This is a genomic window from Pedobacter sp. B4-66, from assembly GCF_018492665.1.
GTDB lineage: Bacteria > Bacteroidota > Bacteroidia > Sphingobacteriales > Sphingobacteriaceae > Pedobacter.
The window spans coordinates 630,698-656,942 of record NZ_JAFVME010000006.1; the positions used below are offsets into that span (position 1 = coordinate 630,698).

Consider the following 26,245-nt stretch of genomic DNA (forward strand, 5'->3'; position numbering starts at 1 on the left):
AATTTCTTTTGTTTAAAAAATTATTTCCCCCACCAAACTTTGGTGTAAATCGGCACCTCAGCCGGTGTATTGGTATTTCTACTTTTTTCATAGTCTGGATAAACTAACCTTCTGGGGAAATTTCCTTCACCGGTAACACCCCTGGATGCATACACTAAAGTACCTGGTTGATAGCCCGGCTCTGTTGAATACACTGGACTAATTTTTGGATATCCCGTTCTGTTTTGTTCAAAAAAAGCTTCCAAAGCGTGGGAACCAAATAGTGAAGCCCACTTCTGAACAATTATCTTCTCTATTTTTGTCTCGAGATTAGCATTTTTAGGATATTTATATGGACCGGCCAACAAATCTGTCGGACTAGCTAAGCCCAAACTTGTGAATGCAGCTATTACCCCATCGTTGTACTTTGATTCTGCGTTATCACCTCCGTAATAGCGTTCCAAAAACTCTGCCTGCATAAAACAAGACTCTGCCTTGGTGATGAACCAAACGGGGGCTGTAGGCGCAATAACGGGAACTACAGCGTCGAAATATTCGGGATGGTTACTTTGATTCCAAAAATCACCTTGATTAATTGCAGGAACAGGACTATCTACTCCAAAATAAACCTGGGCGCGGGGATCAGCGTTTTGCTCCAGCCAGCTTACCAGTGTTACACTCGCTTTCAGGTTATCTGTTGTATTCAGTCTTCTGAAATTATATTCAAACAAAGGGTTGCTTTTATTAGGAACATTCTGATACCCGGACACGCCTGCATTGGTGTTTAGAAAATTAGTATCTCCATCATACATTGCGGTGATACCGGCCTCAGCTTCGGCGGGCTTTACATACGCCATTCTTAAGTACATTTTGAGTTTTAAGGTATTCGCAAATCTTTCCCAGTTTTCCATTTGGTCTTCAAAGGAAGCATTCCCATTGTCTCCAAAAACCAGATCGATCCTGGTATCCGTAGCGAGATGCGGTGTATTCAGGAAATCCTTGGCCAGGGCTGCATCGATCTCTTGAATCAATGATTTGTAAATGGTATATCCATCGTCAAATTTGGGTTGCAAAAATGTGCCTACTTTTAAGGCTTCTGTATAGGGAACTTTATCAAATAAATCTACAAGAACCTGATAGGTATAGGCGCGCATGACTGTAGCCATGAGATTGTAGCGCCAATCCTTAGCAGCAACAGCTTTCTCAATTGCCAGCTGGTAATCTGCCAGTGCTCCCGAATAAAGCTCCTGATATGGCCCATTGATAAAAGCTGAAGAATTAGGAACATCATAGGTGTCTACCGAGATGTATTGACTTGAGGAGTTGTTTTGTGTCCAATACTGAGCCCATAGTCCACCAACAATCGACAAATCCCCACCTACTCTTCCTGCTGTTGAAACTACCCCAGAAGGAATCAGCGATTCCGCATTTGCTTTTTCAACCAATGGGTTATTGGGATCTATATTTATATCCAACTTGTTGCACCCGGTACTTGCTATGAATCCTGCAAGTAAAAATGCGATAATGACTTTATTTAAATTTTTCATTTGTATACACAATTAAATGATGACTAAAAGGTTAGGCTTAGAGAAACACCGAAATTCCTTGTAGATGGACCTGTTCTGAACTCTCCGAATTCACTGGAAAGGTCATTACCAAAATTTGAAACCTCCGGATCTATGGTTATATTTTGTTTTGGCAGCCAGGTAAGCAAATTTCTACCGTAGAGGGTGATCATGGCCCGATCAGTCCCTATCCTTCTTGCAACTTTTTTAGGTAAAGAGTACCCCAGTGTAAGATCTCTTAACTTTAGATAAGTTCTGTCAACAATCATGTTCTTATAAGAAACTGCCCTTCCTGAGTTGGTATAATAATAAGAATAGATGTTGTTCTCGGTAATCGGATTTGTATTTTCTACATAAGTCGTTTTACCCTCGCCATCCACTACTCTTACCACAGAATTAGGTACAATAAATGTACGTCTGTCGTTAAAAACCGTATTTGCCGCATTACCCACAAAATTTAACAAATCTGCTGTGCCGGAATAGAATAAGCCTCCCTTTTTAAAATCCAGTGTAAAGCCGAGCATAAAATCCTTATAGGTAAAAGTGTTGGTAAAACCCATCACAAAATCGCGTTGGGATGAGCCATAAGTACCCAGATCAGGGGCAGAGGCCGGAAATCCGTTAGAACTTACCACAATGTGGCCCTCAGGATCGTAAAGTGGCACAGGAGCTTCAAATACGCCTAAAGGTTGACCAACCTTGGCCACAAACTGAGCATCATATGCAGTGTTTAATACAACTTTGCTCAGTCCATCCGGCAATTCGAGAACAACATTTCTGTTTCTTGTAAAAGTATATCCAATGTTCCAGCTCATATCATCAGTTCTTATCGGAACTCCGGTCAGTGAAATCTCAATACCTCTGTTGCGTACCTTCCCAAAGTTTACTACCCTAAAATTTACTCCTGTAGATGGTGAAGCCACAATTGGCAGGATCTGATCATTGGTAACCCTGTTGTAATAAGAGATATCAAGCCCAAGACGATTATCAAAAAGCTTTATCTCCGTACCAAATTCAGTTTCCGTGCTGATTTCTGGTCTCAGTTTGTTATTTCTTAAAGTATTAGAAATACTATAACCGCCCACTCCTCCAAAAGGGAATGAGGTATAAGCTTCTCCGCCTAAAGAAATATTGGTTTTATTCAATATGTTTAACACATTATAAGGATCCGTATCACTTCCGGTTTTACCATAGGCAACTCTTAGTTTTAATAATGAAACTTTAGCACTGCTCATGTCCATAAGCCGAGACAAGATCAACGAAAGATTAGCGCCAGGATAGAAATAGCTTCTTTGTGCGCTAGGCAGGGTTGAACTCCAATCGTTTCTTGCATTCAAAGTTAAATATGCAAAAGAATCATATCCTAAGGTTGCAGAGGCATAAGCGCCGAAAAGTCTGCGCTCCTTACTAGTCTGACTGCTGGTTGGGGCGTTTCCTGAGTTATCAATCTGAAATAAACCGGGAATCAGCAGATCTTCGATGCCTGTATATAAAACTCTTGAACCCCTGTCGTTAAAGTTTAAACCAACTAATCCCGTCACATCAAACCGATCTGAGAATTTATGATCAAACAGTGCATTCAGCTTGGAATCGAACTCAAAGTATTTTTCTGAACCATCAACAACATTTCCAACACTTGCCTGTCTAACAATTTGCTCATCGTTGCCTCCTCCGGCCCATGATCCCGGCGTTGGTGAGTTCTTGGCATTCCAGATTTTATCAACGATATTACTCACATCCACGCCTTGTTGAAATTGAAGGGTTAACCATTCCAATGGTTTTATTTTCAGGTCAATGTTCCCATAAAATCTGTCGCTTTTAAATGTAGCCCCGTTTTCGAAAATAGAATAGTATGGATTCTGAGTAAAAGGACTGTAAAAGCCATCTACATCGAAGTATTTATTTTTGTAGTCTTTGAATTTTGAAATCTCAAAATTAACAGGGATCTGCAGGATATCTTCATAAAAAGAAGAGCCTATTCCTGAATTTGCCTGACCCGTTTGTACCGTTCTGGTATTCTTTCCAAGGTAATTTAAACCTGCAGTTATGGATAAGTCCTTAAACTTAGTAGATCCGTTTAAGCTGATTGTATTTCTTTTATACACATCACTGGAACCGGGTAAAATACCATTGCTATTTACATTTCCGTAAGAAAACCTAAATGTCGATTGATCAGTACCCCCACTGAAAGATATTGTATTATTATACTCCTGGCTGGTATCAAAGGCATCTTTGAAACTATTCTTTGCTGCCACAAAAGTCTGCGACAAACGTTCTCCATCTATTTCAGATCCCCAATCCCGTGTTTTCCCATCAAATCTTGCTCCCCAACTACCGTTTTCAGCAATCCAACTTTCATAAGCAAAGCCTTGTCCGTATTTATCCTGTAGTTTGGGCACATTGGTTACCTGCGAAAAAGCCGCAGCAGAACTAATGTCAACTTTAAAAGCACCTGCTTTTCCTTTTTTAGTGGTGATCAAAATGACACCATTGGAAGCCCTAGATCCATATAGAGAGCTTGCTGCGGCTCCTTTTAGGATACTGATCGTCTCTATATCTCCCGGATTGATGTCATTGGCAGCATTACCGAAATCATAACTCTCTTTTAAATCTCCAAGACTGTTGACAGGCGAAGCATCACCAGGCCTCGAGTTGTTTACAGGCACACCGTCAATAACATACAAAGGCTGGTTGCTGCCGGCGATTGAAGAAAAACCCCTGATGACCGTTTTACTGGATCCGCCCGGTGAACCTGAAGTAGCAGAGATGTCAACACCGGCTACCTTGCCTTGTAAACCTGCCATTAGATTTACCGGGGATGCTCTATTGATTTCTTCACCCCCAACCTGAGCAACCGAATAGCCATTTGTCCGGCTGGCTCTATTGATACCAAATGCAGTCACTACCACCTCGGTAAGCGATTTATTTTCGCCACTTAGTACCACATTAATAACCGGGTCATTACCTACAGTTCTGGTTTGCCCAACATATCCTACGTAAGCAAACTCAAGGATAGCACCTCCTGCTGCTTCCAGGATATATTTCCCATCAGGCCCTGTTACCGTACCCTGCTGCTTCCCTCTAACTTTTACACTAACACCCGGTAGCGGTCCGCCGCCATCGGAATCGGTCACTTTTCCTGATATTTTTTTGTCCTGGGCAACTGCTCCATAACAAAAAAGCAGCAGGAAGATCATTTTGAATAGTAATCTTAATTTCATGCTTCAGTTTTTGAATGAATAATATTAGCTAGTCCATTATTGTCTGGACGATGGCAGGCAATTTAACCAGTTACTTAAAAAAAAAGTGTTCGAAGAACACCTATTGACAGGACGACGGACTTATCGAAATGATTATATAGAAACACCAAATCTCACAATGTGAAATCGTTTTATATAAGATCATAAAAATATTGCACGAAAAATGCAGTATGTACTGTTGCATTCGCTTGCATTATAAATAGTGTAAGCGTAAAGAGTATCAATTTTTTCATAACATTTTTGTTTTAAGGGTTTAATTAATTACGTAAAACTGAATGTTAATGCGCTCAGGTGAAATACCCCAATGGGTGATTTTGTACAGTTTAAAAACCGATTGAATCTGTATTTGTTTTTTTGATCACAAAAAAGAAATCATCATCTTCTGCCAGTTTATCTTAAATCTTTTTAGCCTTTAAATCAATCTGGATCAAAACCTTATCCCTTATCGAAAAACCTTGAATTCAATAAGGATTTCAAGGTTTTTTAGCAACTAATGAAATATATCAGTGAATGATACCGTTTAATCTTTAACGTGAACTTTAAAAATGAACCCTAATTTTCCCTAATTACTTTAGATATGACTTCCAATTCACTTCCCCTTCAAACTGAGCTGTGTCCTTGTGGTAAAACCCCAAAAATTGACTTGACGCGTATACCCAGAACTCCATTTATGAAAACCTTTTTGTGGTGGTTACCCATTAAAAGATATAAATGTTACAGTTGTATGCGTGTAAAATGGATAAAAGGCTGATGAAAGAGTTAGCTCATTTCAAAACCTTATAGTCGCTGTGATTCATTTTCTAAGCCCGACTCACGACTGTCTTTCGTTTTAATCTTATTGTTACCAAACCGATAAGTAAAATTTAATCGTAGCTGACGGGTTTCACCCATATAGGTTGTATGACGCAATAAATTATTTAGTCGGGTATCTGTATTGAATTTATTTGCCCTCAATATATCGGAAGCTGCCAGCCTAAGGGTTGCCTTGTCGTTCATTAAATTCTTTTGCAAACCAAGATCAATCTGTGAATTACCTTTTATATAAGTATTCAATCCACTTATCCTTTTCGAGTTAACCAAACCTGTAACCTCCGCATTAATACGACCAGGGAGGTTAAAACTCTGTTGAATATTAATCGCGCCAATAAAACGACTGCGGCTATAGTTCCCATATTCTACAGTTCCAACTTTATTCTCCAAACGGTATCCTATGCCAGTGAGGCTCATATTCCACCATTTGGCCATTGTTAGCTGCTGTGTCACGGTCAGATTCAGATTGTTCTGAAACCCAATATTTCTTGGCACCATATTGATTATATTTCCCTCCATAACTTCTGTAATTGAACTGCTGATATCACTTGTATGGGTGTAACTAGTAGCTATCGTCGTCCTTTTGTAACTATACTGGAGCGCCAAAGTATTGGCATACTGGGGCTGTAGAAATGGATTACCTTTCCAATAAGAAAGTTCATCTACCGGGTAGGAAAATGGATTCAGGTTATTATAGGCAGGGCGGTCAACGCGGCGTGAAAAACTTAAATTATAAGTACCAGATTGCGTAGTTTTATAAGTAATTGCAGTGGTAGGAAAGACGTCCAGGTAATTTCTAACTACTGATGTTGGTAACTGGCTGCTACCTTTACGTGGCTGTAAGTCACCTTGAGAATGTGTATTTTCCAATCTTACTCCTATATCCAGGCTCAGGTTATCAATAATAGGTGTTTCATACTTCAGGTATCCAGCGCTGATTTGTTCCTTATATTTGAAAGTATTGGACAGGTTGATATCGATCACATTATGGCTACCATTCATATCATACTGATTAAATACATTGTTAGCGTTTACGTTAGAAAATTTTGCGCCAACTAAAATTTTTCCGCTCCAAATAGGAAAACCATAGTCGGCTTTAACGGCATATAATTTGATGTCCCGGCTATTGGCCACAAGGAAATTGTTTGCGGATTGGAATGATCCATCCGGTGAATAGAAAGTGTTAGTGCTGAGGTTTTTAGTAGACGCATCAAAGATCCCGTAATCTGCATCTATATCCAGGCTGGTACTGTTACTGCCTTTGTATCGGTAATTTAAATTGGTATTGTATCGGTGTGCCATCTGATGGGGATAACTACTTTCGCTTCTAAGCATTTGTAAAAGATCCCCTGTTGCCTCATCATAGATATTTGTAACCGGAATGATCAGGCCACCACCGCCTGAAAAGTTAGCATTTATGACTATACCAAGTGTTTTGGTGGTATCTATCGCGTAATCTGCACCGAGGGTTGATCCTATGCTGTGTTTTTTATCTATGTCATGGCTGGAATTCAGATATACCTTTCCATTGGTTGTTCTGTCATTGTCGTAATCCATTGCAAAATGTCCAAAATTATGATTGTAACTACCGAACATATTTACTTTTCCTTTTCGGAAATTAAGATTCATATTGGTATTTTGCTTTGGAGTAAGACCATATGCAATGCCGTTATTAATACTTCCGTTAAAACCTTCGGCAATTGATTTTTGAAGGACAAGATTAACAATACCTCCTGTCCCTGCAGCAGCATATTCGGCCGAAGGGCTTTTAATAACTTCAATCAATTTTAAGTCGGATGCCGACATAGATTTCAGCAGTTGGGCCAGCTCCTCTGTCTGCAAATAGGTTTGTCTACCATTAATCATCACAAGGGCGCCACTTGCTCCATTCAGTGTGATTGTATTGTCCTGATTAACAATTAATCCAGGCGTTTTTTTTAATGCTTCCAATGCATTTGTACCCTGCGCAGTTATACTTTTCTCTATGTTATAAATCATTTTTCTGCCTTCGATTTTAATAAGAGGTTTATTACCGGAACTTTTAATAACAACTTCCTTTAAACTGCGGGCAGTGGTTTCAAGTCTAATGACGCCCAAATCCATATTTTCTGCTAATTTCAATAGATCACTCTGGTAAGCGAGCACACCTAAATAACTCACAGAAACTACATAAGTTCCAGTTGCTGAAGACGTGAATGAAAAGCCTCCCTCATTATCGCTCAATGTCTTTTTAATTACCTGCCCATCACTACCCTTCTTTAAAAGCAAAATTGCACCAACTACAACTTCATTGTTCGTATTTCTGATGATACCTTTTAGGATGATACCCGTATTGTTTTGTGCAAAGGAGGTCGAAAACAAACCTGTCAGGATAAAGAATAAAAAACAAGCCTGCTTAACGTTAAAGTTTAACATGAAATATTGGATAGAATTTCTGCAATAATAACATTTCATCTTGTATATACAAATATTCAGCTTTTCGCTTATGTTATTAAATTGAAATACATATATTTAGAACAACCAAATGTAAACCAGAAACACTATGCTGAAGTCTATACTTCTACTCATTACACTATTGTTCATTTTATTGTTCAGTCCTAAAAATCTAAAAACTGATGAAGTCAGGCTGGAAGCACTGCAGGATGAAAAATCAGGTACCATAACCATCCAGAGGACAGATACGAAACAAACCATACTCACACAAAATGCTGGTGAAGATTTCCGCCCGTATATACACCCTATCGCATCGCCCGACGGCAAAAGTACACTCACCGAATTCAGTCCTGAGCACCACAAGCACCAAACCGGGCTCTACTGGGGTTTGACCGATGTAAACGGACGTAATTATTTTGCCAATCCGGGCAAAGGATACTGGAAGCGTGTGGCAGCCAGAGTTATAGAGAAATCAGGAACAATGGTAAAATGGCAAACGGTTTATGATCTTCTGGATGACAAGGGCGTACCGATAATGACCGAAACGCAAAACTGGAGCATGGAGCAGAGTAACGACAAATTCTTATTGACTCTGGACTGGGAAGGTGAAGCTAAAACCGATCTTAAAATGGGTAAATATCCTTATGGCGGGTTGTTTTTAAGAATGCCATGGAAACCCGGAATAGATGGAGAAGTTATTAATGCCGCCCGTCAGCACAACCAAAAAGCTGAAGGTCAGCCATCAACATGGGTAGATGTAGGTATAAAGACAAATGGCAGAGATGACAGGGCGCACATCACCATATTGGATCATCCTGAAAACAAAGGTTATCCGCAAAAATGGAGGGTTGACGAACAACTGGGTGTTGGTCCTGTACGGGTTCATGATGCCGACTGGATATTAAAAAAAGGCGAAACAGAAACGATCAAACATCAGCTTATCATCTATACCGGTGAATTCAATGACATTCAGATCAATAATGCCTGGGCAAAATTTGCCGGAAAAGACCCTTCGTGGGCGACAGTTGACCTTTGGGCCCTGGCTAAAAAAGAAGGAATGGATGCGAAATTCCTAAGTCCCGATGAAGCGGTAAAAGCAATGACACTGAAAGATGGATTTATGGCAAATGTTTACGCCTCTGAACCCATGATCACACAGCCTATGGCATTTTGCTGGGATGACAAGGGCCGTCTTTGGGTGGCAGAAAACCGCGATTATGAATCCCGTTCTTCAGGTTTTTCAAACGACGGTAACAGCAGGATCCTGATCCTGGAAGATACAGACCATGATGGCAAGGCCGATACTAAAAAAGTTTTTGCTGATGGAATCCCCTTCCCCGCTGCAATGGCTGTAGGTTTTGACGGGGTATTTATCGGAGCACCACCCAATTTATTATTTATACCTGACCGTGACAACGATGATAAGGCCGATATGAAAGACATTGAGGTGAGGCTTACCGGATGGGGTATCCGCGACAGGCATGAGACCATGAACAGTTTTCACTGGGGGCCAGACGGATGGCTATATGGCTGCCAGGGTTTTGCAACACCATCCCGTATACGCAAACCTACAGGAAAGGGAAAACTTTACAGCCATAAAGAACCATTTCCGGATGACGAAATTTTAAAAGGAGAAGGTGTAGACATCAACGGCGGCGTTTGGCGTTACCACCCGATCAAGGATAAGTTCGAAGTAGTGGCACATGGTTTTAGTAATCCGTGGGGAATTGACTATGACGCAAATGGCCAGATTTTTATCACAGCCTGTGTTATTCCTCATCTCTGGTACGTAATCCCCGGAGGCATTTATCATAGACAGGGCGGACAGCATTTCAATCCATATACTTACACAGATATCAAAACCATTGCCGATCACAGTCACCGTTCAGCACACGGCGGTGCAAGTATCTATCAGTCTGATGCCTTCCCTCAGGATCAGCAGGACAGAATATTTATGGCCAATATTCATGAGCACGCCATACTTACCGATATTTTAAAACCTAAGGGTTCAGGCTTTACAGGATCACATGGTGAAGACCTGATGACAGCAAACAATGCACAATGGGTAGGTTTTAGTACCACTGTAGGGCCAGATGGTAGTCTTTATGTATTAGACTGGCATGATGCAGATATCTGCGGCGGTTCCGTATTGAACAAGGAAACCGGTCGGATATTTCGCATTTCACCCAAAGAGAGCAATGCAGAAAACTTTAGGAACCGCTATACTGACCTGAATAAACTCAATGACAAACAGCTGGTGGAACTGCAAACGAGCAAAAGCGACTGGCACTCAAGACGAGCGCGGCTAATCCTTCAAAACCGTGCGGCTAAAGGTAAAGTGAAGAAGGGAGCCTTTGATGCATTGAACAGTATATATGCAAGCAATCAGGAAACAAATTATCGCCTAAGGGCCATGTGGGCACTTTATGTATGTAATGCCCTAAGCACTGATCAGCTAACGGCTGCATTAAATGACAAAAACGAATACATCCGCGGTTGGGCTATTCAGTTCCTTAGCCAAGACGCTGAACCATCAGGCGCTACTATTCAGAAATTCGGAGAAATGGCAAAATCAGAAAATTCTCCGGTTGTACGTTTGTACCTGGCTGCCGCATTACAGCGAATCAGTACAGATAAACGCTGGGACCTGGCTGCCGCATTGGTTAAACATGGAGAAGATGAACAAGACCATAATCTACCAAAAATGCTTTGGTATGGTATAGAGCCTCTGGTTTCAAAAGATACCAAACGTGCCCTGAATCTGGCTGCTGAAGGAGAACTCAGTATGATTAAGAAATTTACTACAAGAAGAGCCGTAGATGCAGATGCCACAAATACGCTGGTCGCCTGGCTGGGCACAAAGCAAAACGCGGATACTGCAATGGTAACGGGCATGCGGGATGGACTGGAGGGCCGGACCGACCTGAAAACTCCCGCCGATTGGAAAACAACCTATGCAAAACTGCAGTCACAGGGCGAAAGAAATAAATTACTATCGCTGGAAATCGCCCAGTACTTTGGAGATACCGAAGCAGCTTCACAGTATTTCAATACACTCAGAAATAAAGGTGCCGGCGTCAGCGACCGTCGTAAAGCCCTGCTGGCACTGTCGGCTCAGCAAAGAATTGAATTACTTAGAGATTTCCCCGCATTACTGGACGACAATGAGCTGCGCTCCGATGCAATCCATGCGATAGCCAATTTTGACGATGAACACATCGCACAGCTGCTGCTAAAAAAGTACCCGCAGTTCAGTGAGAAAGACAAAGCTGCTGCAATTGAAACACTTTCTTCAAGATCAAAGTCGGGCTGGATGCTTGCTCAGGCCATAAAAAATAAAATCATAGAAAAACGTGATGTACCTGCAAGTGTGGCAAGACAGCTCAGAAGAGTTGTAGGTAGTGGTTTTGTAGAGATCTGGGGACCTATAGACCAACTTCCATCCAACGAACTGGCTTACAAGAAGTATCGTGAACTGCTCACACCAAAGGCACTGGAAAAAGCCAATCTTAGCAAGGGTAAACTCCTATTCGAGCGTACCTGCGGCAGCTGCCACAAGATGTACGGTGAAGGCGGTATTATTGGCCCGGATCTGACCGGCTCGAACCGGTCTAAAGTTGATTACCTGTTGTTCAACGTACTGGAGCCCAGCGGCGAAATACAGGATGACTATAAGCTAGTGGTAATCACCTCACGTGATGGCAGGGTATATTCAGGTAATATCATAGCCGAAAATGAGAGGCAGATTACCATGCGTATTGTAGGTCAGGAAGCTACAGTGATCAACAAATCCAACATCCAGTCGAGAGAAGTGATGCCTGTTTCCATGATGCCGAATGGATTATTCGAAACTTTGAGCAATGCGGAGGTCATCGATCTGGTAGGTTTTTTAAGCAAATCCAAATGATAACCAAATCTATTGATCCAACCGTTGGCTAGCCAAAGAGCATAATTCCTATAGTAAGAATGCTTTTAAATATTCAAATGCATTTTTTGTATTGTCCTTATAAACACTTTTCAATTTATCGATCAGCTCTTTCAGGTTAACGATTGAGCCACCTGTTGGTGGTAAAATTGAATTTACTGGAAACTCAACTTCCTGAACCTTTGTGGCAATCCAGCTTACATTTTCATGAGGTAGCGCAAGTTGTAGGATCATTCCCGGCAATCCTCCAAATAGTTCCGGACCACCTGAAACAGGAATTTTGTCGGTATAGAACGCCACCACGTAAACGGAATCAAGTGTAAGACCATTCGCCCGACGACAAGGGTAACCAGCCACATCTCGAACCTCATCTGTAAACTTCCATTTTATATTTTTCTGGCTATCTTTTAGTAAATAAATCTCATCAAATACTTTACGTTTACTGATCAGCTGTTTATTAACCAAATCAGAATAAACGATATTATTTTGCATCGCTATTTGCGGATCATTGAAAAAGCTTGTAATTGGAGTATTCACACCAACAGGTGTGAATAGTGTTTTATTATTAGCAAACATCAAAGTGCTTTTCAGTTCCTTGAACTGGGGATGTTGTTCCTTATAAGCTTCAAAAGCTGGTTTTAAAAGGGTTTCATTTTCTTTGTCAATACTGCGCTGTATAATTGCGTACATATTTACATTTTTTTGGTATTCGATTAATCCTGAGCGAGTAAATCTTACGTTTTGTGCAAAGGAGGAAATTGTTAAAATTAACAGGATGGCAAACGTTATAATTAATTTTCTCATAGCTTTATTTATTTGGTGTTTTGTTAGCCCCCACCTTATTAAAATCATAAGATAACGAGATCATAAAATATCTTTTTATTGTGGTGTAATTGCTTTGGGTGATTAGGTTACCTGATACATTCCGATTAAAACCGGTATTTTGGTTCAACAGATCATTGCCTGAAAGGGAAAGCTTTAGCGTCTGTTCCTTGAGGAACAATTTACTTAGCGAGGCATTAATAATTACTCTCGAAAAATTTTGGGCGAAAGTTTCTGTTTTACTATTATATTGATAATTGGCATTGGCGGAAAGTTGAAATTTGCGCGGAAGATATAGTGTAAAATCTCCGTTGCTGGTGAACCCTCTCCCATTATTATTAATATTTTGTTGTAAGGATGATCCACTAATGGTATAGGTGGGACCTAGACTGGCGTTGAATTCGTAAACGTTTGCTTTAGCTTTTGAAAACCTTGCCTGTAAGGTATAGACAGTATAATTTGTCCGGTTCAATTCAGTATTTGATAGGTTATAATAGGTGTTCCCATTAATATTTAAGTTGAGTCCGGCATTTAGGTCTAATGGCTTGATTTTGCGATCAAAAAAGACAGAGAAGTTAAAGTTACCAGTGTTTTGATCATCCAAATTAATATATCTGTTAATCGTTCTACCCGAGGAATCGGCCATCAGACTACTTACCACAGGATTGGCGGTCAGTTGGTAACCAGCAAATATTCCGACCAGCTGACCGTTTAGCGGATTATAGGCTTGGTAGGCGACAAAAATCCGTTGAGTAAATGAAGGTTTCAAATCTGGATTGCCCTGAGTGATATTTAAGGGGTCATTATTGACAAGAACCGGTTGTAATTGTGCCACTGTTGGCTCTACAGAATTGCCATCATAGTTTAATCTGACAGAGGATTGTTGGGAGATTCTGTATGCTAAATTAACTTGTGGATTCCAGAGTATAAAATTTCGGTTTAGCTTGCTTTTTGAGTAAACATCCAACTGTCGGAAATCAACAGTACTTACCTTACTCCCGAAAGCGAGCGTAGTTTTGTTTTTAACCAGATTGAAGTTAAGGCCCAATTGATTCGATAATTGCTTTACTTCAAAATTATTGCTGTAAAGACTGTCTATGGAGCTATAACCTCCACCTGCTGATTTATTGAATGTTTTTTGATTTGACGCACTACCACCTGCGGCGAAACCATAACTCACTATCATTAACATTGCTTTTGATAGCGGCTCTGAGTAATTTAGGATGGCATTTACTCCATTATTAGATATAGCGTTTGCTTTAAACTGGTTAACCAATTGTGTGCTATCCTGAAAACCGTTTGAATAAAGGTTGATTTTTGAGTTAAGTAAACCGGTACTATTGACTTTATTGATTGAGCCAATAAAATTTAAGGAAAAAGTTCTACCCGGTTTGTTTAATTTTTTAGTGAATAACATTCCAGCCGAAAGGTTATGTTGATCAGTTTTGGACGAATTGTTTAGCAAATTATTATTCAACAGAGCACCAGCTTCATTTTTAGTAGTGGCTAAAGCTTGATTAACTTGTTCCGTATTTTTGATACCACCATTTAAGGTAACTTTGAGGCTGGAAGTACTGTCAGGTTTGACCTGGAAAACTCCATCAATCTTCTGACGAAAAACATGACTATGAAAAGTTTGATCAGCGTTACTGTTAAGCTGACCTGTTGGAATGTTATTTTGAGTTTGAATATTGTTTGTTCCGTCCACAGTCAATGCGCCGATCTTATAATTGGCATTAATGCTGAGTGTATCGCCTTTCCATTTATTGTCATAATGAACTCCACCGGTACGAGCCACGGGTAAACCTTTGCCATCATACCGGCCACTGTGAGACTCCAGCTCATCATATCCGCCAAGGTCAATCATCATTCCTGGCGAAGAAATATCAATATTTGAAGTGGCATATTTAGAATTATCCTGCCAGTCGAGGCTTGTTTTCCCGTTATTCCCGGTAATACCATACACCGAAAACCTTTGCTTTGCCTTAAAGGAATTAAACATCAGCTGTCCACTATAATAACCATCGGTTCCAACTCCTACATCAGCTTTTCCGAAATAGCCATTTTTTTTATCTTCCTTCAATTTAATGTTCAGCGTTTTATCAGTCCTTCCGTCATTCATGCCAGTTAGTGTCGCCTGATCACTTTTCTTATCAAAAAGCTGTACCTTATCTACCATATCCGCACGTAGGTTTCTAGTAACTAAGGTAGGATCATCCCCAAAAAATTCTTCTCCATCAACCAGCACCTTGTTTATCGTTTGCCCCTGAGCGGAAATCTTGCCATCCTTATCTATCTGAATTCCGGGTAGCCTTTTTAACAAGTCCTCTACTTTAGCATTAGGACTTAATACATAAGCTTTGGCATTATATTCAGTGGTATCTCCTTTTATTCGAATGGTCGATACCGTCCCCTTTATAATCACCTCTTTTAACAAATTGGTTTTCAGCATCAAACCGATCATACTAAAATCCTGGGTACTTCGATTCGAATCCAACATGAACTTTTCTGTGTAGTCCACATAACCAGGGTATGATATATAAAGTATATAATTACCGTCCTGCATTCCATTCATCAAAAAACTCCCGTCTGGTTGAGTTCTTGTAAATTGCCTTATAATAGAATCTTTACTGTTTAAGACGACCACCGAAGCATCCTTAAGCTTTAGATTATTGCTGGTATCAATTACCACACCTTTTATAGCATGATCGTAGGTCAGTATCCGGGGCTCTATTTGCTGGCAAAAAACAGGCAAAGAGAATCCTATTGACAATATTATTGTCACTAATTTTTTAAAGTTCATGGGGGATTTATGTTACTGTGATACCTTTATTTAGATATTGATTTTAACAGTTTTTCAATTTCAGTTATATAGGATGGCCCAATAGGAATCTCTGTCTCATTCAGCCATACACTTCTTTTATCCACCTTAGTTATTTTTTCTTTCGCTACGATAAATGAACGGTGCACCCGGATAAAGACATTGACTGGCAACAAAGCTTCGGTCTCAGAAGTAGTAAGGCGAGACATAACCGGTGACTTTTCGTTTAAGTGCAATTTCATATAGTTACCAATGCTTTCGACATAGCGCAAATCGGCAAGATCTATTCTGATTTGTTCGACGCCGCTTTTTATAAAAATAACAGGTAAAGGTTCCGAAGCTGTCTTCTTATTATTGTCTTTCATTTGTTGAAACTCGTAAGCCTTGTTACATGCTTTTAATAGGCGCGAGAATGAAAATGGTTTTAACAGGTAATCAATCGCATTCAGCTCAAAACTTTGAACGGCATGTTCACTGTAGGCAGTTGTAAAGATTACCATTGGTGGTTTTGGCAATGATCTGATAAAATCTATACCCGATAGGCCAGGCATTTTAATGTCTAAAAAAACCAGTTGAATATCATTTTCCTGCAGGAAACTAATGGCTTCAACGGCTTTAGTGAAACAGGCTGCCAGTTGTATAAAAGGGATTTCTTCCAGTAAGTTTTTTACCACCTCTAATGCAAATGGCTCGTCGTCGATGGCTATGGCTCGTAACATATTCATATCTTAGAGATTTCAGTTTTAATAATCAAATCCACAATAAACTCTTTATCAGTCGTTTCACAAGTTAACTCATGCCGACCCTCGTAAAACATCGTCAGCCGTTCTTTAACGTTTTGAAGGCCGATACCCGAATGTTTTCGCTCAGGATCATTAATATCAACTTTATGCAAACTGTTCCTCACGTTAAACCAGATGCCTTTTTGATCGCATGTTAATACAATACTTATCCATGACTTTTGATTGATCTCAATCCCATGCTTGAAAGCATTTTCAACAAAAGGTATTAACAACATAGGAATGATTTCACAGGTGCAATTGTCAGCAGTAATTTTTTCGCTAATCACAATATCGTCCGAATCCTGAATGCGCAATTTTTGCAGGGCTATATAATTTTGAAGATAGCTGATTTCGTTGTTCAAAGGAATAAAGTCCAGATGATTGTCATCCAGCATAAATCGCATCATATCGCCGAGCTTTTGTACCGCGTTGGCCGTTCTTTTGGAACCATCTATCAGGGCCATGGCGTATATCGTGTTGAGGATATTAAACAAAAAGTGAGGATTGATTTGCGAACGCAAAAACTGCAAATCAGCTGTCGATTTGGACAATGCAATTTCGGCACCTCTTAGTTCTCTTATTTTATCTTTGCGTTGCTGATAAAGCATCCAGGTAATCGGTGTAACAACAACAAGTTGAATTATCCAGTTAACTAGCAGTATGTTTGGTGTTACCCCTCCTCGGTTTGGAAACAAGACAATGGGAATTGAATAGAAAAAGGTAGAAATTGCAAGCCGCCAGATCAATTGAAAGGCATCGCCCGATATATTTGCAAAGCGCGGAAACAGCCAATACGTATTACTGAAATAGACAAATATTACTGACGGTATAAAAACAAAATAAGCACGATATATACCATCATCGTTAATGATGTGGAAAGCGGATGCCAGGTTGGGTAACAGTAAAAAGATACAGAAGGAAACGCTTATTTGATTGGCGATCAAAATTTGGTAAGTACTTTTTGAGCCGGAGTTTTTGATGCGGTATATAATGAATTCGCGTATACAAGCATAAATTCCATAAACGAGCAATAAAATCAGCGCCCTGTCAAACCCTGCCCAATAATCAACCAAAGGAGTTTCATTGTACCCAAACAAAGCAAATAAACGAAATTCACCATAATTGTTCAAGGCTGGATGCGCATAATAGGTTGCAACGTTTACCCCAAGGGCGAGAAGAAAACCTAATAACAGTAACTGAAATAAAACCCATGGATAAATAAAGAACGACCTGTAGTTTGCTCGCCACAATTGTGGGATGGTAAAAAGATTGATCCAAAAATAAACGGCCAACAGTAAAACCACTACCCCCACTCGTGGTAACAAAAGATTAGTGGCATAATTAAACTGAAGGTTGGGGTGGGTAATATTATATTGGTCAAAACCGGCAGTATAAACTGGAGCCAAATTTAAACACTGCAAAATATAACCTAGGATCGCCATCAAACCCAAAAAGGTAATCAGCAGTTGTTCATACTTTCTTATTTCGACTTTCATTGTCTGTTTATTTTATACAATGATACAAGGTTGGAATTTACGCTTTTTAAGAATGTGACCAATAATGGATTTGAGGGATGGAAAGTTTAAATTGATCATGATCATTCCACTGTGAGCTTTGGAAAGATCATGATGGTTTTAAATTACACCCTAAATTCATGATTCATGAATTTAGGGCTTCAAGAAAACGAACACTTTTTAAAAAATATTACATAGATTCAAAAAAAATAATATTAACGCTCATGCAGAACTACAACAAAACTAAGCTAGCTAGCGTACTGCTTCTGCTACTTAGTTTTCAGCTGAGCTTTGCTCAGCAAGAAAGTAAAGTCGTAATTAAAGAAGTTCTATTTGTTCGACACTTTTTAGGGGATTTTAAGCTGCCGAAACCTACCGGCACCACTTTAAGTCTCGTGGGGGAATTGGATAGTTATAGATTTATGATTGTGCCATACAATAAGAAACCGGGAGGAGGACATTGGGCCTTTGAGAACTATTTGTTTGAGTTTTGGCAGAACCCATTTATTTATCATTATAACGAGATCTTTCTTTCTAACATGACCTTTAAACAGGATTATGTAGATATGATAAAAAACAGCAGTAAGAAATCAAAGTACACGGATCTAGTTAGTTCATTACCTAATGATCAAACATACCTTATACAAAAGTCCCAGGGAATATTAGCCAATGTTTGGCTAATTGAAGCGGAATGGGAACAGTTTACGGTGAAGGATAAACCAGAATTCATTAAAGGGTTGACGCCAAACATCTTAATTTTCGACCATTACGACCTCTTCATTCTCAGAAAAGTATTAAAAGCAACATCAGTAGACCGATCGTTAAACGAAATTGACGCAAGCTCAGTTGAATTTAGAAAAGATATTGCCCCTCATCCGTTTCCAATTCCACACTAAATGGACCATAAATACCACAGACTTCTCTCCTAATTTCAACTTACAATTGTGGGAAATTCATCAAGGAAGCTTTAAGTGGAAGAATTAGATAATTAAATCTTCCACATTGTCCAATATGTAGCACTGCTCCCATTGGCTCATACCGATTTTGGGATAGTACCCCACCGCTTTGGGTGCTGCTAATAAGATAAGTTTTGCTTTCGGTGCACACTCTTTGGCCATACGGATCAGAGCTTTACCTATTCCACTCTTCTGATAGCGTTCATCTACCGCCAAATCCGAAAGATAGGTACAATACACGAAATCTGTCAAAGACCTTGACACTCCAATTAGTTTACCGTTGTCGCGTGCAGTTGCAATGAGGTTGGCATGTTGTAGCATTCCGGCAATCCTTTCAGAATCGTTTACGGGCCGTCTTTCACCTAGCGTAGAGTTTACCAATACTTGCCTAAATTCTTCTGCTCCGATTTTTTCTTCTATCTGATATGCAATCATATTCTTGATTTTCTTTTTTGTTATTTTAAAAAATATTGTCTGCAGGAGCCATCTCTCTTTCGGTCATACCGTAATCCCTTATGACTGCAGCGACGCGTAACCTGTAATCTTCAAATACGGAATTTCTGCCCATTTGCTGTGCATTTCTGTTCATTTTTTGGTTCCGCCATTCCATCACGCTTTCCTCATTTTCCCAAAAAGAAAGCGAAAGGATCAATATCAAATTTATTTCCACCAATAGTAATAGTTGTGCAATCCGTCATATTCAAACCCGCAACGTGGGTATAGCGTATTGCCAATGTCATTTGTTTTTTCGGTTTCCAACATCAAACCACAAGCACCTGTCTCATCGCACCATTTTTTACTACGGTCAATTAATGCTACTGAAAGCCCATTCCCCCTAAAGTCGGGGTGAACAAACAGGTCACTTAATAACCATTGTTTTCCAAGTTTAATGTAGTGATATAGTTCATACAACTGAACAAACCCAACTGCCTGGTTTCCCACATAAACCAAAAAGATATGGGATTGTCCTTCCTTTAAACGCTCTTGTATAAACGCTTTGCATTTTTCATAATCAGGTTGTTGACGGTAGAAAATTCGATATTGATTGAATAAATCCGTCGCCACGTCTAAGTCAACCATACTTACTTTTTTGATACTGAAATCCATTTTAAAAGTATTTTGTTTGTACTGCAAATTTATTTTTAATAAGGACTACCTTTGTAATCCAGTTTTAATATATATTGTAGTCCAGATGTTTCCTTACGACCGTATTATTCTCGTCGACAAAAGCAATAAAATCCCGGTTTATCGACAAATAGCCCTATCAATCACTAATGCGATCAGGAACGGAGTATTAAAAGCCGGAACACTTCTACCCGGCAGTCGGGAGCTTGCAAAAGTTTTGGGAGTACACCGAAAAACGGTGATTGCAGCTTATGAACAATTGAATGCGCAGGATTGGATTGTGATTATTCCAAGAAAGCACGTTGCCGTGTCGGAACATATTCCGCTATTAAAACCCCATGATTGGAGCCAATCAGATCCTTCGGCATCTTATAAAAATAGTTTCGACCTGCCATTTAGAATTGTTGAGAGAAATGAAATTATAAAAGATGCTACATCCGCTTCGGATATTCTCATTGATGATGGATATCCTGATGTGGGTCTTTCTCCGATTGACAATTTATTGAAAACTTACCGCTCGCTCACCTCAAGGAAGCACACTGTAAAGGATGCTCATGTTGGGACTGCGCAGGGAACATTAAAACTAAGGGAAGAACTTGTTGCATATTTGTCCGAGACAAGGGGATTAAATGTAACACCAGACAATCTGTTGATTACACATGGGGCACAAATGAGCATCTATCTGTCGTCCCAACTGCTATTGGATAGCTCCACTACTATTGTCGTAGCCAGGCCCAATTATCCGATTGCCAATAGGGCTTTTGAGGAAACAGGAACAAAAACTATTGAGGTAAATGTTGATGATGATGGCATTGATGTGGATGCCATCGAAAAATTATGCAAAAAGCAAAAAATCACCGCCGTTTATGTTATTCCCCATCACCACTACCCAACAACCGTCACCCTTAGTGTAGAGAAAAGGATGAAGTTACTGGAACTTTCGAATCAGTTTTCTTTCGTTATCATAGAAGATGATTATGACTATGATTATCATTATAGTTCATCCCCCTATCTACCTTTAGCAAGTGCCAGACATACGGGGAGTGTAATATATATCGGTTCATTCTCCAAGATGCTAGACCCCGCCATAAGGATCGGCTTTATGGTTGCTCCGAAGAATTTCATATCCCAATGCACCGCTTTGCGGAATGTAATTGATGTAGGCGGTGATGGATACATGCAAAATGCACTGGCAATAATGATAAAAGATGGAGAACTAAAAAGACACCTTAAAAAAGCGAAAAAAATCTATCATCATCGCCGGGATTTCCTGGATGCCCTATTGAAAGAGAGGCTCGGTAAATATATCTCTTATTTACTCCCTACTGGCGGAATGGCAATTTGGATTAGACTATTGCCTCAATATCCTATCAGTCAATTAAAAGAAATGCCCGGGCTAAAAATCAAAAGAATTAGTGCAGAACAAAATGCTTTTCGTTTCGGATTTGCTTCTATGGATGAAAAGGAACTTGAACAAACTGTAGAATTTCTAAAAATACAGTTTCAAAAATTCAACACAAATCTTAGTGAAATAACAATATAAGTTCTATTCATGTCCATTGCTACGTAGCTAAAACTCCTCATACTGTTGTACTTATCTACAAACAACCCAACAGTAACGTAAAAATTACATAAAATTATTCGATTTGCTTTGTAAGCTCGAAATCCCGTTTTACAACTCCTGTAAACATTTTATGAAAGCTTAAATTAAAGAAAAAAAAACGCAAACATTACACTTATGCATTGATTATCAACATTTTATTTTGAAATATCCGATTTACCTATTAACATTATATTAACTTTAATAATATAATTATGCTTTCAAATCAATTTAATTTAATGATTTTTTTTCGATGGCTATATATCTATATGTCACACCTAAACTATGTTGATTAACTCATATAAACTCACTGACCTAAAATATATGCTTGACCAGCAATAAAGATATCTTTTGCAAAAGTAAAGAAGCATAGCCTTTTCAATATATGCCGCTTAATTGTCGAAGCGTTGAACGGCAAAGATAATATCCATTTTTTTTTATCGGTATGAAGACACTGGATTTTAACAGCAAAAATTAGAATAGTGAATGGCTACGGTTATTCATAATCGTAGCTATTTACTTAACCAAATAATATGAAACAATTCGTCTATATCTTTACGCTTTTTACAGCGGCAGCCGTGCTCCTATTCGGTTGCGAGCCTAAGCCTACAAATAAGAAAATAGCATCAAACGTGCCAGTTTTGTTTAGTGTTACTGTTAACCTTTTGATTGACGGCGTTCCAGTAAATGAAAAAAGCCCAGAGTTGTTTTTTTATTACCATGATTCATTGGCACAAACTCATGGAATAAGCGTTAAAACCGAAAAAACCAAATTTGCATTAACCAGCCCTGTTCTTTTATTGGAATCCACAGAAAAACAAACACCTTTTCTAATTTATCCCGGGGAAAAAATAAATATAAAAAACCCTGGTCCTGATTCTTTGCAGATGTATATAGCCGGAAATTCTGAGCGGACAAATGAACTTGATTTCTTTAGGAAAGTAGTAAACCGGACAGGAAATATGTGGTATTTCTATCCATCGATGTACTTTCAACGAAGAGTAAAAAACCTGGATCAACTTAAAACACTGGAAACCACAATTGACAGCCTAAAAAAGGAGCGCCTGGCGTATTTAAAATCTTATTCCCAGGAATATCCGGTCAGTGACAAATTCGCTGCTTTTGCTAAACATTGCATTTCAACCACCGCATTACGGGATTCATTGCTGCTGTATCATAATAACAGAGAGATGATTATGAAACAAATCTCGTATAAAGACCTTGCAACGGCTAAAATCAATAGTATTCGAAACCTTGGATTTAAGGACTATGCAATTTTCTACCGTGCATGTATTGATCTGGTTTCTATAGCTGTTGGGACTACTAAATTTGACATTGACGGAATAGGTAAAGACGACTCTGATTTTCTTAGATCATTCAATTTTATAGAGAAGAATTTTGATGGTCAGATCCGGGATTTTTTATTAGCACACCTACTTCACAGCGCAAAAAAAAATCATCTTAAGATATCCAAAAAGTACGTCGATAAATTTGACTCCTTATGTGTTAATCGGGGATATTTCAAAAAAATCAATGCCCTTTTGCTGGAAAACAATATAGCAGAAAATTTTAAAAAGGGCACCAATAAATTATTGTCTCTGGATGGAAAAAGCGTGCAGGACCTAAAAGAGGTTTTTTCAAAACATAAAGGTAAGCTTATCATTTTAGATTTTTGGGCAAGCTGGTGTAGCCCTTGTCGTAGAGAGATGCCATATATCACTAATTTAAAAAAGGATTACAAAGGTAAAAACATTGTTTTTATCAGCATATCTACAGATAGTCAGGTCGGTGGATGGAAAAAAGCTGCAAAAGAAGAGGGCCTTAAAGGAGAGGACAATTATTTATTACTCAATGCGGATGATGCATCGTTCATCAAGAATCACAATATAAATAGCATCCCACGATATATGCTCATCGGGAAGTCAGGAGAAGTATTAATTGACAATACTCCACGGCCCAGTGAACACAGGTTCAGGGAATTAATCAACAAGTATTTGTAAGACCCAAATAATTTATAATGGTTCATCCTTAATGATTGACCCACATTTACATCTTGTTCTTGACGGTTGTTTTTCACACCTCCTGCAGACAAAACCAAACAGCATAAAATCCAGTAACTTATTTTAACAATTAGTAAGTTTGTAAATATGGTTTTTAGAATTGCAGAACTCTCAGATATCAAACAGATGCAGGTAGTAAGACATCTGGTTAAGGAGAATACCTTGAGCAACCCCGATCTGGTACCTGATAAAGATGTGGCATATTACATATCCGAGAAAGGAAAGGGCTGGGTTTGTGAGGTGGATGGCCTGGTTGTAGGCTTCTCCATTATAGACCTATTGGAAAAGAGTGTATGGGCATTATTCGTAGATCCAGACTTTGCGGAAAAAGGAATTGGAAAGGAATTGCATAGATTAATGCTAGATTGGTATTTTCAGCAAACTAAAGACAAGGTAGTTTTAGGAACAGCTCCGAATACACGGGCTGAACGGTTCTATACCCTTCAGGGCTGGACGTCGGTTGGTAGTTATTCAAATGGCGAGATTAAATTTGAAATGAGTTATGCTAATTGGTCACATTGATAGCTACCAATGTTAATTCTGTAGTACTTGTAATATGGAGAATAATGAAAACAAACGTTCTGCGCAAATAACCAAACAGTACTTTAACTCATCTCATCAGGCTGTTACATCTCTTCACAAGTTGCGGAATGCCAGTACGATTTTGTGCTCTGGAATTATACTCAGACTTCAAAAGGACTTACCACCGATATTATTAAATACTGTTACGACTATTTTTTTGCCTGTATTCTCTTATTGACCTAAGCACATAAAAGCAATAAAGCCAAACTGCTAACGATATTATAAAAGTTGGTACAAGATATTTTAACGGGTAAGTACTTTTAGTAAGATCAGTGAAATAGTAAATTATACAACCCGGAGCAACAAAACCGCTTACCCCAATTAGTCCCGCAGATATCATTTCTTTGGCTTTTAAATTTTCCATAATAATTTAGGTTGGTTTACTAAAGATAGTAATATTTAAAACCAATAGTTATAACCTATTATCTTGTCCTGCTATAGCTTATCATTAAAGCAGGACAAAACAGCCTTAGCTTTTGTGTACTCCAAATACAGAAGATCCGAATTTTTCAGTAATCCTCCTACTTTGTCTATTTTTCTCTGATTCCAATATATAAGTAATCGGATATATAGGAAGATTTTTTAATGACAAATTATGTATTAGTGACGACAAAATAACGGTAGATTAATGTACCATAAAAGGAATATTTGCGGTAGCCACATGATTATGACCATCACTCACATAGACAAACAAACGGTAAGCACCGAGCTTTGCAGGTACGCTGAGCAATGCATTTGTCAGGGAATTTGCCGTCACCATATTGGGGATCGCTGCAGGCCTGCTTTCCCTGTCACCACCCTGCCCAAGATCCGTTGCTTCATGCAGCAGTTCCCACCTGATAGTTAATTTGTCCTTATCCGGATCTGAAACAGAGATCTTCACTAAATATTTTTCCTCGGGGTTGAGATGAATAGAACTGCGTGCACTTTTGCCATCTACGGTAAATGAACCGATATTGGGCGCCCTATTTTGAGGCCATTTGCCACTCCATTCATATTGCATAACGTCAAACACTTCTGACGTTTCTCCTGCTTCTGTAAACAGGCCATACCATGTAGGTGTACGCTCCTGTTTCTGCCCCCAGAGAAATACATAGGAACCCAGACAATTCTTGTCTTTCAGGATGGATGCTTCATATCGTGTTTTGTAGACTTCAGCTTTTTCCGTGCTGGTCTCTTCAACCGGGGCGCCCCATGATGTTTTCGGACATTCCCAATGTCCTGTGGGTCCCCATTCAGTGACCAGGTAAGGACCATCCCAGCCTGTGGTCCGCAGCTGATCAGGCACTTTGGCCAATCCACCATATACCTGTACAGAAAGGAAATCTAGGTCTGGGCATTTAGCTTTAATTTGGTCTATTTCTCTTTGATTGATACCTGCAAGCATGGTAGTAGCAGGATGGTTCGGATCTTCCTGATGGATCATTTTTGCAATGTCATTCACCGCATTCCAGACATTCGGGTTTTTATAATCCAGGTTCAGTTCGTTTCCTATGCCCCAGGCCAGTAATGCCGGATGGTTCTTATACTTCTGCACTTCTTTACGCAGGTGATCCAATTGTTTTTTTACCGCAACTGCGTCATTGTAGTCAAAACCATGACGTTCACGTGCTACATCCAGCCCCATTGTAACTGTTAACCCAAGCTTTTCTGCCTGTTCCAGATTTGCCGCCCCACCTCCGGTATCCCAGGTACGGAAAGAATTTCCGCCTGCGGTTTTTAAGGCTTCGGCTTCTGAAGTCCCGCCTGCCCCTTTTACAAAATAAGGTTGTCCGTTTCTGATGAACGTATAACCCGTCTCTGTTTTCTTAATTTCAACCTTTATTGCTTTGCTGTTTTTCGGGCTCGCATGAGTGGTCAATCCAGAACGAATCAATTTTGCAGTATCTGTTTCAATTTTGTATACATGCCTGACATTTACTGACGCTGAGGATGGCGCGCTGAAACCTGCGGTCAGTAAACAGCTTATGCCTAAAATAAGGAGATTCATACTCATGATTTCTTTCTTCAT

At 39.4% G+C, this 26,245-nt stretch carries 16 protein-coding genes; 5 read left to right on the forward strand and 11 right to left on the reverse strand.

The features are described from left to right. Window positions 1-20: 20 nt before the first annotated feature. From J1905_RS14310 to J1905_RS14320, 3 genes are all read right to left on the reverse strand, one after another. Entirely contained in the window at window positions 21-1,526 is a 1,506-nt protein-coding gene (locus tag J1905_RS14310; protein WP_214227955.1) for a SusD/RagB family nutrient-binding outer membrane lipoprotein, read from the reverse strand. A gap of 23 nt (window positions 1,527-1,549) precedes the next feature. Beyond that, window positions 1,550-4,765 (reverse strand): SusC/RagA family TonB-linked outer membrane protein, encoded by a 3,216-nt coding sequence (locus J1905_RS14315; protein ID WP_214227956.1) that lies wholly within the window; start codon window positions 4,763-4,765, stop codon window positions 1,550-1,552. A gap of 816 nt (window positions 4,766-5,581) precedes the next feature. Next, complete coding sequence (locus tag J1905_RS14320; protein ID WP_214227957.1) at window positions 5,582-8,029, reverse strand: TonB-dependent receptor; 2,448 nt, start codon at window positions 8,027-8,029, stop codon at window positions 5,582-5,584. A 127-nt stretch (window positions 8,030-8,156) separates the two neighbouring features. Here J1905_RS14320 and J1905_RS14325 point away from each other — a divergent pair, with 127 nt between their 5' ends. After that, window positions 8,157-11,954, forward strand: a complete 3,798-nt coding sequence (locus J1905_RS14325) for a PVC-type heme-binding CxxCH protein (RefSeq protein WP_214227958.1) — start codon at window positions 8,157-8,159, stop codon at window positions 11,952-11,954. A 48-nt stretch (window positions 11,955-12,002) separates the two neighbouring features. On the opposite strand, the gene J1905_RS14330 is transcribed toward J1905_RS14325, so the two are convergent. From J1905_RS14330 to J1905_RS14345, 4 genes are read right to left on the reverse strand one after another with little or no spacing between them, the layout of a single operon-like run. Further along, window positions 12,003-12,776 (reverse strand): GLPGLI family protein, encoded by a 774-nt coding sequence (locus J1905_RS14330; protein WP_214227959.1) that lies wholly within the window; start codon window positions 12,774-12,776, stop codon window positions 12,003-12,005. Window positions 12,777-12,780: 4 nt separating this feature from the next. Continuing rightward, window positions 12,781-15,597 (reverse strand): TonB-dependent receptor, encoded by a 2,817-nt coding sequence (locus J1905_RS14335; protein WP_214227960.1) that lies wholly within the window; start codon window positions 15,595-15,597, stop codon window positions 12,781-12,783. 26 nt (window positions 15,598-15,623) lie between these two features. Further along, the gene (locus J1905_RS14340; protein ID WP_214227961.1) at window positions 15,624-16,334 is read right to left on the reverse strand and encodes a LytR/AlgR family response regulator transcription factor; all 711 of its coding nucleotides are present in this window, start codon (window positions 16,332-16,334) and stop codon (window positions 15,624-15,626) included. A 2-nt stretch (window positions 16,335-16,336) separates the two neighbouring features. Then, window positions 16,337-17,893, reverse strand: a complete 1,557-nt coding sequence (locus tag J1905_RS14345; RefSeq protein ID WP_214227962.1) for a sensor histidine kinase — start codon at window positions 17,891-17,893, stop codon at window positions 16,337-16,339. Window positions 17,894-18,135: 242 nt separating this feature from the next. On the opposite strand from J1905_RS14345, the gene J1905_RS14350 reads away from it, so the two are divergent. Continuing rightward, on the forward strand, window positions 18,136-18,807 hold the full coding sequence (locus J1905_RS14350) for a hypothetical protein (protein WP_214227963.1): 672 nt from the start codon (window positions 18,136-18,138) through the stop codon (window positions 18,805-18,807). A gap of 84 nt (window positions 18,808-18,891) precedes the next feature. On the opposite strand, the gene J1905_RS14355 is transcribed toward J1905_RS14350, so the two are convergent. The 3 genes from J1905_RS14355 to J1905_RS14360 all read right to left on the reverse strand — a co-directional run bounded on the left by J1905_RS14355 (window position 18,892) and on the right by J1905_RS14360 (window position 19,974). Further along, complete coding sequence (locus J1905_RS14355) at window positions 18,892-19,302, reverse strand: GNAT family N-acetyltransferase (protein ID WP_214227964.1); 411 nt, start codon at window positions 19,300-19,302, stop codon at window positions 18,892-18,894. 25 nt (window positions 19,303-19,327) lie between these two features. Then, window positions 19,328-19,456, reverse strand: coding sequence for a hypothetical protein (locus J1905_RS23725; RefSeq protein ID WP_284445109.1), 129 nt, complete (start codon window positions 19,454-19,456; stop codon window positions 19,328-19,330). A 71-nt stretch (window positions 19,457-19,527) separates the two neighbouring features. After that, window positions 19,528-19,974, reverse strand: a complete 447-nt coding sequence (locus J1905_RS14360) for a GNAT family N-acetyltransferase (RefSeq protein WP_214227965.1) — start codon at window positions 19,972-19,974, stop codon at window positions 19,528-19,530. Between the two features lie 85 nt (window positions 19,975-20,059). On the opposite strand from J1905_RS14360, the gene pdxR reads away from it, so the two are divergent. The 3 genes from pdxR to J1905_RS14375 all read left to right on the forward strand — a co-directional run bounded on the left by pdxR (window position 20,060) and on the right by J1905_RS14375 (window position 24,174). Next, a complete protein-coding gene (gene pdxR / locus J1905_RS14365; RefSeq protein ID WP_214227966.1) occupies window positions 20,060-21,535 on the forward strand; it encodes a MocR-like pyridoxine biosynthesis transcription factor PdxR in 1,476 nt (491 codons plus the stop codon). A 590-nt stretch (window positions 21,536-22,125) separates the two neighbouring features. Then, window positions 22,126-23,592 carry a TlpA family protein disulfide reductase gene (locus tag J1905_RS14370; protein ID WP_214227967.1) on the forward strand — a complete coding sequence of 489 codons (1,467 nt, stop codon included), beginning with the start codon at window positions 22,126-22,128 and terminating at the stop codon, window positions 23,590-23,592. A 147-nt stretch (window positions 23,593-23,739) separates the two neighbouring features. Next, the gene (locus J1905_RS14375; protein ID WP_214227968.1) at window positions 23,740-24,174 is read left to right on the forward strand and encodes a GNAT family N-acetyltransferase; all 435 of its coding nucleotides are present in this window, start codon (window positions 23,740-23,742) and stop codon (window positions 24,172-24,174) included. A gap of 685 nt (window positions 24,175-24,859) precedes the next feature. On the opposite strand, the gene J1905_RS14380 is transcribed toward J1905_RS14375, so the two are convergent. Then, entirely contained in the window at window positions 24,860-26,230 is a 1,371-nt protein-coding gene (locus J1905_RS14380; protein WP_214227969.1) for a glycoside hydrolase family 2 TIM barrel-domain containing protein, read from the reverse strand. Window positions 26,231-26,245 lie beyond the last annotated feature (15 nt).